The organism is Bacillus sp. NS1 (assembly GCF_058248265.1).
Window position 1 is genome coordinate 826,055 of record NZ_JBZAZF010000002.1, and the last position, 14,502, is coordinate 840,556.

A 14,502-nucleotide genomic window follows, 5' to 3' on the forward strand; every position below is an offset into this window, starting at 1 on the left:
ATGAGAAATAATGATAATACCCGCATTTTAGCTAATCCTTCTGTCAGCTATGGTGAGCCTTTACATATATCTGAAGAGCAGCCGGCAACAATACCTGAAGTTTTATACAGAACGGCTGCGGAGCTTGGGGAAACAAAGGGAATCATTTATTTGCACCCGGATGGAACTGAAGTGTACCAATCATATGGACGATTGTGGAATGATGCGTTGCGTATCGTGAAGGGGCTCCGCCAATCAGGCCTGAAAGCAAAACAAAACGTGATTTTGCAGCTTGGCGACAATTCACAGCTTCTCCCTGCATTCTGGGGGTGTGTTTTAGCAGGAATTGTTCCGGCTCCGTTAGCCGTTCCGCCAACATATGCTGAATCGAGCAGCGGGACTCAAAAGCTGAAAGACGCATGGACGCTTCTTGATAAGCCGGCGGTGATTACGGATCGGGACATGCACCAGGAAATGCTCGATTGGGCAAAAGAGCATAGCCTTGAAGGATTTCGTGCAATTGCTGTAGAGGATCTGCTCAGTGCTGAAGCGGAGACGGATTGGCACCAATCCAGTCCAGAAGACTTAGCGCTTTTATTGCTGACTTCAGGCAGTACAGGAACGCCCAAAGCAGTTATGCTGAATCATCGAAACATTATGAGTATGGTGAAAGGGATTATTCAAATGCAGGGCTTCACCAGAGAGGATATCACGTTTAACTGGATGCCGTTTGATCATGTCGGAGGCATCGGGATGCTGCATTTGCGGGATGTCTATCTTGGCTGCCAAGAAATTAACGTCTCAAGTGAAACGATCTTAATGGAGCCGCTGAAATGGCTGGATTGGATTGATCATTACCGTGCTTCTGTTACGTGGGCGCCGAATTTTGCGTTCGGTCTGGTCACTGATTTTGCAGAAGAAATGAAAAACAGGAAATGGGATCTGTCCTCAATGCGTTACATGCTCAATGGCGGTGAAGCAATGGTAGCCAAGGTAGGCCGCAGAATGCTTGAGCTTTTAGAGCCTTATGGACTGCCTGCTGATGCCATCCGACCTGCGTGGGGAATGTCCGAAACTTCATCGGGCGTTATTTTTTCTCATGAGTTTACCCGGGCTTCAACAAGTGATGATGATCATTTTGTCGAAATTGGTTCCCCAATCCCTGGCTTCTCTATGAGAATTGTGAATGACCATAATGAATTGGTTGAGGAAGGCGAGATTGGCCGTTTTCAAGTCTCCGGTCTTTCCGTTACAAGCGGTTATTACCGGCGCCCAGATTTAAATGAGAGTGTGTTTACAGAAGATGGATGGTTTGAAACCGGAGATCTTGGCTTTTTGCGAAACGGACGCTTAACCATAACGGGGCGCACGAAAGATGCAATTATCATTAATGGCATTAATTATTACAGTCATGCGATTGAGTCTGCTGTTGAAGAATTACCGGACATTGAAACTTCTTATACTGCTGCATGCGCAGTCCGCGTGGATCAGAATTCAACGGATCAGCTGGCTATCTTCTTTGTTGCTTCCGCAAAAATGAATGATGAGCAGATGTCTCAGCTTCTTAGAAACATACAATCCCATGTCTCACAGGTGATCGGAGTCACCCCAGAATATTTGCTGCCGGTCCAAAAAGAAGAGATTCCGAAAACGGCTATCGGAAAGATTCAACGCACCCAGCTGAAAACGTCATTTGAAAATGGTGAGTTCGACTACTTGCTTCATAAATCCAACAGGATGAACGGTACGGTTCAGGACGGGGAGATTCAGCAAACAGACCATGTGAAAAGGCTAAGAGAAGAAATACAGGAGCACCTGCTCACCTGTTTGATTGAGGAGCTGAACGTTTCCCGCGATTGGGTGGAGCCAAAAGCAAATATCCAGAGCCTTGGCGTGAATTCTATCAAGATGATGAAACTTATTCGGTCGGTCGAGAAAAAATACCGTATCAAACTCAGAGCCAGAGAGATACATAAGTATCCTACGTTTGAACGCTTGGCTCACTATCTATCTGAACATGAAGACATCAGCAGCTTGTCTGCTGACAGGGAGGGTACTGACACTAAAACGGAACCGGAAAAGAGTCAGGCATCTTTTCAGCCCCTATCTGAGGTTCAAAAAGGATTATGGACATTGCAAAAAATGTCACCAGAAAAAAGTGCATATCACGTACCTCTCTGTTTTAAATTTTCATCAGGGCTTCACCTTGAAGCATTACAAGAGGCTTTCAGCCTTGTAATGAATCAGCATCCGATCTTAAAGCACGTCATCCAAGAGAAAGACGGAGTGCCATTTCTTAAAAATGAGCCAGCGCTTTCATTTGAAATCAAGACAGAAGACATCTCAGGAATGAACGAGTCTGCCATTCCTTCTTTTCTTAGAAAGAAAGTTAAGGAACCGTATGTAAAGGAAAACAGCCCGTTAATGCGTGTTATGAGTTTTTCCAGATCTGAGCAAGAGCATTTGTTACTGGTTGTCATTCACCATATGATTTTTGACGGGGTTTCATCTGTAACATTTATACGAAGTCTGTTTGACAGCTATACGCTTCTTTTAGAAGGACGTCAGCCGGAAGTGTCAGTTTCTCCTGCCATGTATCATGATTTTGCGGCATGGGAGCAGAACATATTAGCCGGAGAAGACGGCGCGAAGCATCGTTCATACTGGCAGAAACAGCTATCGGGAACTTTGCCGAATCTTCAGCTGCCTAAGGTCAGCACAAGTTCAGCTGATTCTGAGTTTGAAGAGGATACATACACCCGGCAGCTGTCAAGCGGCTTCATGAAGCGGGTCAGGACGTTTGCGGAAGAGCATTCTGTGAATGTTTCGACGGTATTCTTGAGCTGCTATATGATGCTGCTGGGCCGTTATACCGGCCAAAAGGAACAGATTGTCGGCATGCCGGCGATGGTAAGACCGGAAGAAAGATTTGATACTTCTATTGGACATTTTCTCAATATGCTCCCGATTCGAAGTGAGCTGAACCAGGCAGACACGTTTTCTGAATTTATTTCAAAATTGCAATTAACGATGTTGGATGGGCTTGATCATGCAGCTTATCCTTTTCCGAAAATGGTGAGGGATTTGAATGCTCCTCGCAGCCAAACGGGTTCACCAATATTTCAAACCGCTTTTTTCTATCAGAATTTTCTTCAATCTGGAAGCTATCAAAACTTATTGAGCGGCTATGCTGACTTTTTTTCTGTCGATTTCGTTGAGCGTATTCATCAAGAGGGCGAATACGAACTAGTATTTGAACTGTGGGAAACAGAAGAAAAAATGGAGCTGAACATCAAATACGATACTGCGCTGTTTGATGCGGCTTCCATTACTGCGATGTTCGATCATTTTGTTTGTGTGACAGAACAAGTGATGTTGAATCCTTCTCAGCCTTTAAAAGAGTATTCTTTATTACCTAAAGCTAAGGAGCAAATGATTCTCAAAACATGGAACACGACTGACAAAACGTTCCCATATACATGTTTTCATGAATTATTTGAGCAGCAGGCGAAAAAGACGCCTGATCGAGCGGCTGTCAGCTATGAAAATCACACATTGACGTATCGGGAGCTCGATGAAAGAAGTACACAGCTGGCCATTTATTTGCAGGCGCATGGAGTGGGACCTGACCGTCTGGCGGGAATCTATGTGGATCGATCGCTGGATATGCTGGTGGGATTATTGGCAATTCTCAAGGCAGGAGGAGCATATGTACCGTTAGATCCGTCCTATCCGGCTGAGCGACTGGAATACATGCTGGAGGACAGTGAAGTTTCCATTGCACTGACGACATCAGAATTAGTAAATACGTTGAATTGGAACGGTGTGAAGACTGCTCTGGTAGATCAAGACTGGGATGAGATCGCACAAACAGCCTCTGATCGAAAAGTGCTGACACGCACTGTCACGCCGGAACACTTGGCATATGTCATTTATACATCCGGCAGCACAGGAAAGCCAAAAGGCGTCATGATACCGCATAAAGCTTTGACAAATTTTCTCGTTTCAATGGGAGAAACACCGGGGCTTTCGCCAGAAGATAAAATGCTCGCTGTCACAACCTATTGTTTTGATATCGCAGCTCTGGAGTTATATTTGCCATTGATAAAGGGTGCACACTGCCATATTTGTCAAACGGAGCATACAAAAGACGTTGAAAGACTAAAACGGGACATCCAAACGATCAAACCGACAGTGATGCAGGCAACCCCAGCTACATGGAAGATGCTCTTTTATTCAGGCTGGGAAAATGAAGAAAGAGTAAAAATTCTATGCGGAGGCGAAGCGTTGCCGGAGACATTAAAACGATATTTCTTACATACGGGCAGCGAAGCCTGGAATATGTTCGGGCCAACCGAAACAACAATCTGGTCAGCGGTTCAGCGTATAAACGATGAATGCTCTCATGCCACGATAGGAAGGCCTATCGCCAATACACAAATATATATTACGGATTCTCAGCTTGCGCCAGTACCGGTGGGCGTTCCCGGTGAGCTTTGCATAGCAGGAGACGGCGTGGCGAAGGGCTATTTCAAAAAGCGAGAATTAACGAATTCGAGATTCATTGACAGCCCTTTTGAGCCTGGAACGAAGCTTTATAGAACGGGAGACACGGCGCGCTGGCTTCCGGGAGGCCGAATTGAATATATAGGCCGTATCGATAATCAGGTGAAAATACGCGGATTCCGTATTGAACTTGGCGATATTGAAAGCAGGCTCAGTGAGCATCCCGGCGTTCAGGACTGCGTCGTTGTCGCAGCTGAGGAGAATGGAATGGATAAGCTTGCTGCTTATTATACAACTAAAGATGCAAATGCACCTCTTGCGGCGAGGGAGCTTCGTCATTATATAAAAGACGTTTTGCCTGCCTATATGGTGCCTTCTTATTTTATTCAGCTTGACCATATGCCGTTGACACCGAACGGAAAGATAGACAGAAACAGTCTTAAGAATAACGAATTAACTGCAAAGCAGCCAAAGCAAAGGGAGATTTCTCCTTTGAACATTCAGGAAGCGGTTTTCGCCATTTGGCAGGATGTATTGAAAATGAGTGACATTGAATGGGAAGACGGGTTTTTTGATGTTGGTGGCGATTCGCTTCTCGCGGTTACTGTGGCTGATCGTATCAAACATGAGCTATCCTGTGAGTTTTCTGTCACAGACCTGTTTGAGTACTCAACGATCAAAAATATCAGCCAATACATTACTGAACAGCGAATGGGAGATACAATCGCCTCTATGCCGACAGAACCGGCAGCTTATATCGATCAGTCCACCCGGATGAGCGATCTCCCGGATTATTATGAGGATAGTGTGGCGATTATTGGCATATCATGTGAATTTCCAGGGGCGAAAAACCATGATGAGTTTTGGGAGAACCTCAGAGACGGCAAGGAAAGCATCACGTTTTTCAGTAAGGAAGAGCTTCAGCATTTTGGTATTTCGGAGGAGATCGCGGAGAATGCCAGCTATGTCCCGGTTAAATCATCAATTGACGGGAAAGACAGGTTTGACCCAGGCTTCTTTCAAATCTCTCCTAAAGACGCTGAATTTATGGACCCGCAGCTTCGGATGCTGCTGACTCACTCATGGAAAGCAATAGAAGATGCGGGTTATGCTGCGAAACAGATTCCGCAAACCAGTGTTTTTATGTCGGCAAGCAATAATTCTTACCGCGCGCTGCTTCCGTCCGATACAACAGAGAGTCTGGAAACGCCTGACGGCTATGTCTCGTGGGTGCTTGCGCAGAGCGGGACGATCCCAACAATGATTTCTCATAAGCTCGGGCTGAAAGGGCCAAGCTATTTCGTTCACGCCAACTGCTCATCGTCTCTGATTGGATTGCATTCTGCCTATAAAAGTTTGCAGTCAGGGGAATCTGCTTATGCTTTAGTAGGCGGTGCAACACTGCACACCGAGTCAAATATCGGATATATGCATCAGCCGGGACTGAACTTTTCGAGTGATGGACATATTAAAGCTTTTGATGCCTCAGCTGACGGAATGATAGGCGGTGAGGGCGTTGCCGTAGTATTACTGAAAAAAGCGGCTGATGCTGTAAAGGACGGGGATCATATCTATGCTTTGCTGAGAGGCATAGGTGTAAATAACGACGGCGCTGACAAAGTCGGTTTTTATGCTCCGAGTGTCAAAGGGCAGGCTGACGTGGTGCAACAGGTCATGAATCAAACGAAGATACAGCCTGAATCCATCTGCTATGTGGAAGCGCACGGAACCGGAACGAAGCTGGGAGATCCAATCGAGCTGGCAGCTTTAACGAACGTTTACAGGCAATACACAAATAAAACGCAATTCTGCGGCATTGGGTCGGTGAAAACCAATATCGGACATTTAGATACGGCCGCCGGTCTGGCTGGCTGCATTAAGGTCGTGATGAGTCTTTACCATCAGGAGCTTGCACCGAGCCTTAATTATAAGGAGCCGAACCCAAATACAGACTTAGCCAGCTCTCCTTTTTACGTCGTTGATCAAAAGAAAACGTTAAGCCGTGATAGTAAAACACACAGGGCCGCACTAAGCTCGTTCGGTCTTGGCGGGACAAATACGCATGCGATTTTTGAGCAATACAAAAGGGATGCTGACAAGAAAAAGGTAGACGGGACCTGCATCATACCGGTCTCGGCCAAAAATAAAGAGAGGCTGCAAGAGTATGTGCAAGATATTCTGGCCTATTTGGAAAGAAGAGGGCTTGAGGACGGTCAGCTGCCTGATTTTGCGTATACCCTGCAGGTCGGGCGGGAAGCGATGGAGCATCGCGTTGCTTTTACTGCCGATCATGTGAATGAGTTAAAACAAAAGCTCACAGATTTTATCAATGGAAAAAAAGCGATTGAAGGCTGTTTTCAAGGAAGTAAGAACCATGACAGGGAGATTTCATGGCTGACGGAGGACGAGGATAGTGCGGAACTGATCCGAAATTGGATGGCCAAAGGAAAAGTAAACAAGCTTGCGGAAATTTGGAGCAAGGGGGCGCATATGGATTGGATGCAGCTTTACAAAGGTGAGCGCCCATACAGAATGAGTCTGCCGACATATCCATTTGCAAAGGAACGATACTGGCCGTCGCAGGATGACCGTAAGCCGTCACGTCACATATCCGCAAATCTGACAGAGATCGGTTCCATTCATCCGCTGCTCCATCAGAATACATCTGATTTTTCTGAACAGAAATTCAGTTCGGTTTTCACTGGTGAGGAATTCTTTCTGAGAGACCATGTGGTAAGAGGAAAGCCGGTGCTACCAGGTGTTGCGTACCTTGAAATGGCGCACGCAGCTATCAAGCAGGCGACAGGAAGCAATACTGGCCGAGGGGGCAGAATCAGATTGAATCATACAGTCTGGGTTCAGCCTGTTGTGATTGATAAACAATCGGCTCAAGTGGATATTGGTCTATTTCCAGAAGAAGATGGGAAAATCACTTTTGACATTTACAGTACACAGGAAGACGGGGCCGACCCGGTTATTCATAGTCAAGGCAGTGCGGAGCTGGTATCTGCAGCCGAAACGCCGGTCGCAGATCTCGCGGAAATATCACGCCGTTGCGTCAAAGGAAAGATGTCGCCTGATCAATTTTACGAAGAAGGCAGAAGCAGAGGGATGTTCCATGGTCCGGCCTTTCAAGGAATTAAGAATGTGGATATAGGAAACAGAGAGGTTTTGGCGCAGCTGCAGCTTCCAGAAATCGTTTCTGGAACGAAGGAACAGTTTGTGCTGCACCCAAGTATCATGGACTCCGCCTTGCAGACGGCAACAATATGCATCATGCAGGAATTGACGGATCAAAAGCTGATTTTGCCGTTTGCGCTTGAGGAGCTTGAGGTAATCAAAGGATGTTCGTCTTCTATGTGGGCTTATGCTCACTTAAGTGACAGCCATCACTCCGGGGATATTGTTCAGAGAGCGGATATCGATCTCATTGACGAGAGCGGAGACGTATGTGTCAGAATCAAAGGGTTCTCCACGAGAGTGCTGGAAGGGGAGGTTCATTCATCAAAGCCTTCACCGCGGCATGAACGCTTAATGCTCGAGCCGATATGGAGAGAACAGAATGGCGGATTTGTGGACGATGATCTTTCATTCGCAGAGCATATCGTTGTTCTCTTTGAAACTGAACGAAGTGTTACAGACAGCCTTGTATCAAACATGAAGGATGCCCGTGTCATAACTTTGAATGAAGCTGAAGGGCATATTGCAGAACGTTATCAGTTATACGCGCAGAACGTGTTTGAGCTCATGAAAAGAAAGATCCGTGAGCATTCTGCCGGCCGTATCATCATTCAAGCCCTCGTTCCGCTGGAAAAAGAGAAACAATTGTTTGCCGGTGTTTCCGGTTTGCTTAAAACAGCTGAATTAGAGTTTAGCAAACTTACAGCTCAGGTCATCGAGATCGAGAAACCTGAAGAGATAAATGACCTTCATCTCAAGCTGATAGAAGATAGCCGGAGGCCTGGAGATAAACAGATTCGATATGAGGATGGATACCGTTTTGTGAAAGGCTGGCGGGAAACGGCGCTGCCTTCAGCTGAGGAGCTTCATATGCCGTGGAGAGACGAGGGTGTTTATCTGATTACAGGCGGAGCAGGAAGCTTAGGCCTTCTATTTGCAAAGGAAATTGCCAATCGAACCGTTCGGTCCACCATCGTGCTGACGGGACGCTCTGTTTTGAGTGAGCATAAGGAAAACGAGCTGAAGGATCTTCGAGACATGGGAACAGAGGTCGTCTATCGGGAAGCTGATGTAAGTGATCAGCAGGCGGTTCGTCGTCTTATGAAGGAAATCAAAGAAGAGCATGGCACTCTTAACGGAATCATTCACGGTGCAGGCAGCATTAAAGATCACTTCATCGTTCATAAGACGAATGAAGAGTTTCAAGAAGTGTTACAGCCAAAAGTGAGCGGGTTGTTACATGTAGACGAATACAGCAAGGATTTTCCATTGGACTTTTTCATTTTATCCTCATCTGTTTCCGGATGTTTAGGAAACGCTGGACAAGCCGATTATGCGGCAGCCAATACGTTTATGGATGCATTTGCTGCATACCGCCGTTCTCTTGTGGTATCGAAGAAGCGATTCGGCTCAACCATTTCCTTCAACTGGCCGCTATGGAAAGAAGGCGGTATGCAAGTCGGCGCTGAAGTTGAGCAGAGAATGCTGAAAACAATGGGAATGGTCCCGATGCCAACAAATAGCGCTTTGGAGGCATTTTATCAAGGAATAGCATCTGAAAAGCCGCAAGTGTTTGTGTTGGAAGGACAGCTTCCGAAAATGAAGCAAAAACTGCTTTCTGCAGAAACGACAGCCAAACGAAAGGGGCAGAAAAACGCAGATCAGGCTCACGGTCAAACTCAAACATTAGAAGCGTCTTTGATTCAAATGGTTGGAGCGATTTTAAAAGTAAACACTGATGATATCGATGTCAATACTGAGCTGAGTGAGTACGGATTCGATTCGGTTACATTCACTGTCTTTACGAACAAGATCAATGAAGCATACGAATTGGAACTAACGCCGACCATTTTCTTCGAATATGGAAGCATCCAAAGCCTGGCTGAATATGTAATTGCCACGTATCCGGGTGAATGGAATCGAGATCCTGCTGTTAATGACACAGAAGAAGGGTCAAGCTCATTGCACAGTTTAAACAGCCTGAGTACATCATTAAGCAACATGGTCAGTGCGATTTTAAAAGTAGATAGTGAAGATATTGATGTCCATACAGATCTGAGTGAATACGGATTTGATTCGGTTACATTTACGGTCTTTACAAATCAGATTAACGAGGCATATCAATTGGAATTAACGCCGACCATTTTCTTTGAATATGGAAGCATTCAAAGCCTGGCTGAATATTTGATAGATGAACATAAGGAATCTTTTACACAGGAGCGCGAAAAATCAGCGGGGCAAGAAGAGTTGCAGACAATATCCTCTGAAGTTCCGAAAATGACAGCGCGAAGAAAGCACCGCTTTACACAGCCTGTCATTACAAAAGAAGAAAGAAACAAAAAACAGACTGTCGATTTTGAGCCGATTGCGATTGTCGGCATCAGCGGCTGCTTCCCTGGCGCTTTGGATATAGATGAATTTTGGAAAAACCTTAAGGAAGGCAAAGACTGTATCACAGAAGTTCCAAAAGACCGATGGGATTGGCGTGAGCATTATGGAAACCCTGACACAGAAGCCAATAAAACCGACATCAAATGGGGCGGGTTTATTGATGGTGTAGCAGAGTTTGATCCGTTGTTTTTTGGTATATCGCCGCGAGAAGCCAATTATGTCGACCCGCAGCAGCGTCTGTTAATGACATATGTATGGAAGGCACTCGAAGATGCGGGGTGCTCGCCGCAACGCCTTTCTGGTACAGGGACGGGTATCTTTATCGGCACAGGCAACACAGGCTATAAAGATCTATTCCATAGAGCGAATCTTCCGATTGAAGGCCATGCGGCTACAGGTCATATGATTCCTTCGGTCGGCCCGAATAGAATGAGTTATTTTTTAAACATCCACGGTCCGAGCGAGCCAATCGAAACAGCTTGTTCCAGCTCTCTTGTAGCCATTCACCGTGCTGTGACTGCGATGCAAAGCGGCAATTGTGAGATGGCAATTGCAGGAGGCGTAAACACGATCCTGACCGAAGAGGCGCACATTAGCTACAGCAAGGCGGGCATGCTCAGCAAAGACGGCAGGTGTAAAACTTTCTCCGCCGATGCGAATGGTTATGTCAGAGGCGAAGGTGTCGGAATGGTCATGCTGAAAAAGCTGTCAGATGCCGAGCGCGCTGGGAATCACATTTATGGCGTTATTCGGGGGACGGCGGAAAATCACGGCGGAAGAGCCAATACCCTAACATCGCCTAATCCAAAAGCCCAAGCTGATCTGTTAGTGCGTGCATATCGCCAAGCAGGCATAGACCCAAGCACGGTCACATATATCGAAGCACATGGAACAGGGACTGAATTGGGGGATCCGATTGAAATAAACGGGCTGAAGGCGGCTTTTAAGGAACTATCCAATAACAGAGACAGCAGCGAGCTGGACATTCCAAATCATCATTGCGGCATCGGCTCAGTTAAAAGTAATATCGGCCATTTAGAGCTTGCCGCAGGTATCTCTGGCCTAATCAAAGTGCTACTGCAAATGAAACATAAAACGTTAGTGAAAAGCATGCATTGCGAGACGCTTAATCCTTATCTTCAGCTGGCCGACAGTCCGTTTTACATCGTTCAGGAAAAACAGGATTGGAAGACTGTCACAGATCGTGACGGAAACGAGCTTCCGCGCCGCGCCGGAATCAGTTCGTTTGGGATTGGCGGCGTAAACGCACATATTGTGGTTGAAGAATATGTGCCAAAAGCCAATTCAGAACAAACGGCATCAGAACAGCCAAACGTGATTGTGCTGTCGGCAAAAAATAAAAACAGGCTCATGGATCGTGCTTCGCAATTACTGGAGGCGATCCGCAAGAAAAAATATACAGATCAAGATTTGCCCCGCATCGCTTACACCCTGCAAGTTGGGCGAGAAGAAATGGATGAACGTCTTGCGTGTATTGCGGGGACGGTTCAGGAACTTGAAGAGAAACTGCAGGCGTTTGTTGACGGTAAGGAAGAAACTGAAGCATTCTTCCGGGGACAGTCTCATCGAAATAAAGAAACCCAGGCCATTTTTACCGCAGATGAGGATATGGCAATGGCAATTGAGGCTTGGATCAGAAAAAGAAAATACGCCAAACTTGCAGATTTATGGGTCAAAGGCGTGGCGATCCAGTGGAATACATTATACGGTGAGACCAAACCGCGCCTGATCAGTCTCCCTTCATATCCATTTGCGAAGGATCACTATTGGGTACCGTCAAAGGAACATTCAGAACCGGACAAGATAGAACTAGTTACTAGAGAAAAGCGCACCGCGTGTTTTTTGACAAAACAATGGAGTCTGAGCCCGGTTGTCTCAACAGTGCCGGGGACACGAACGGTTGCCATCCTGAGCAATCGAGAGACAGCAGATTTGGCAGCTAAAGTATCTGTGTATTTTCCGAACCATCTTTTAATAGACGTGAGCCGGATAGACGGTTATCAGTCAGACATCGATTGGAAAGAGTTTGACGGCCTTGTGGATGTCATCGGCTGCAGCGAACATGATGAAGACAGGCTGGATTGGATTGAATGGGTGCAAAGACTGGTTGAATTCGGACATAAAGAGGGACTTAGGCTGCTTTGTGTGACGAAGGGGCTCGAATCGTTTCAAAACACATCTGTCCGGATGGCAGGCGCCTCACGAGCTGGCTTGTATCGGATGCTTCAAAGCGAGTATAGTCACCTTACATCAAGGCATATGGATGCAGAGGAGGTCATTGATCATCATCGGCTCGCGAAGCAGATTGCAGATGAGTTTTATTCAGATTCTTACGATGCGGAGGTTTGCTACAGAGACGGTTTGCGGTATCAGGCTTTTCTAAAAGTGCATCCTGAAACAGGTCAGGGGGCCGAACAAAGGATGACCTTTCCTAAAGATCATGTGCTTTTCATTACAGGCGGGACGCGAGGCATCGGATTATTATGCGCCCGGCATTTTGCGGAGCGCTATGGAGTGAAAAAGCTGGTGCTGACCGGACGAGAGCAGCTTCCTCCGCGAGAAGAGTGGGCTCGTTTTGAGACATTAAACTCATCCGCGGCAGAGAAAATCCAGGCAGTGCGGGAGCTGGAAGCGCAGGGTGTGCAAGTGCAAATGCTGTCCCTTACTTTGTCTGATGATGCTCATGTTGAGCAAACGCTGCAACATATCAGGAAAACTTTAGGGCCGATTGGCGGTGTCATTCATTGTGCAGGTCTGACGGATATGGATACGCTGGCGTTCATCCGAAAAACGGCCGATGATATTCAGCGGGTGCTGGAGCCGAAAGTATCAGGTCTTACAACGCTTTATCGCCACGTGTGCAACGAGCCATTACAGTTTTTTGTATTGTTTTCTTCTGTTTCAGCTATTATTCCGCAGCTTTCGGCAGGACAAGCTGACTATGCTATGGCGAATAGCTATATGGATTATTTCGCGGCAGCACATCAGAGAAATACCCCGATCATCAGTGTTCAGTGGCCGAACTGGAAAGAAACTGGTATGGGTGAAGTGACAAATGATGCATATCGAGAAAGCGGCTTGCTGAGCATTACGAATACAGAAGGTTTACGTTTTCTAGATCAAATCTTATCGAAACCGCTCGAACCAGTTGTTCTCCCTGCGATAGCGAATCAAACAAATTGGGAGCCGGAGCTGCTGATGAAGCGGAGGAAGCGGCATGAGGACGGTTTGCGGGAATCGAATTTGCAAAGCCCGCAGGCGAAAGATAACGAAGAGATCGATGCAATTTCCAAGAGTGAGGAGCTATTATCTGAAACACAGTCCTGGCTTGTTGATTTGTTTACTGAAGAGCTGAGAATTGATCATGAAGACTTTCAGATTGACGGATTATTTCAAGATTATGGGGTGGATTCGATCATTTTGACGCAGGTGCTTCAGCGTATAAACCGCAAATTAGAAGCAGCGCTCGATCCATCTATTCTATATGAATACCCGACAATTCAAAGATTTGCAGGTTGGCTGCTCGGCTCTTATTCCGAAACGCTGTCGGCTCTATTCGGGAGCAGGATATCGGATACATCATCAGCTGTGGAGAACAAAATGGAGGCAGGCGTATCTGCCACTGCGAAGGAGCGTGCTCCTGCCGCCCAGATACAGGCGCCGGCGCCTCTTGCACCGGACTCTCATGCTGAAGATATAGCCGTTGTCGGGCTGTCTTGCCGCTTTCCGGGAGCAGATACGCTGGAAACCTATTGGTCGTTACTATCTGAGGGACGTTCGTCAATCGGTCCGGTTCCGGCAGAGCGCTGGGGCTGTAAAACGCCATATTATGCCGGCGTGATTGATGACGCCAGCCATTTTGATCCTGATTTCTTTCTGCTTCATGAAGATGATGTAAGGGCGATGGACCCGCAAGCATTACTCGTATTGGAAGAGTGTCTGAAACTCTTGTATCACGCTGGGTATACACCTGAGGAAATAAAGGGAAAGCCAGTCGGCGTTTATATTGGAGGCAGAAGCCAGCACAAACCTAATGAAGAGAGTCTTGATCATGCTAAGAATCCGATCGTGACAGTCGGCCAAAATTATTTAGCGGCTAATATTTCACAATTTTTTGATGTCCGCGGCCCGAGTGTTGTAGTAGATACAGCCTGTTCGTCAGCTTTGGTCGGCATGAATATGGCCATTCAAGCTCTTCGCAGTAGAGATATTCAATCTGCCTTAGTCGGCGGTGTCAGCTTACTAAGCTCAGATGCTTCTCACAGACTGTTCGACCGGCGCGGCATTTTAAGCAAGCATTCATCCTTCCATGTGTTTGATGAGCGTGCTGATGGAGTTGTGTTGGGTGAAGGTGTCGGAATGGTCATGTTAAAAACGGTAAAACAAGCGATTGAAGATGGGGATACCATATATGCTGTCGTGAAA

General features: G+C 46.6%; 1 protein-coding gene (running past one end of the window). It reads left to right on the plus strand.

The annotated features are described in order from the left end of the window. Positions 1 to 14,502 carry the 5' portion of an amino acid adenylation domain-containing protein gene (locus AC4CV5_RS09750; protein ID WP_490922640.1) on the plus strand. 633 nt of this gene lie beyond the right edge of the window, so only the first 14,502 of its 15,135 coding nucleotides appear in the window; the start codon lies at positions 1 to 3; the stop codon falls past the right edge of the window.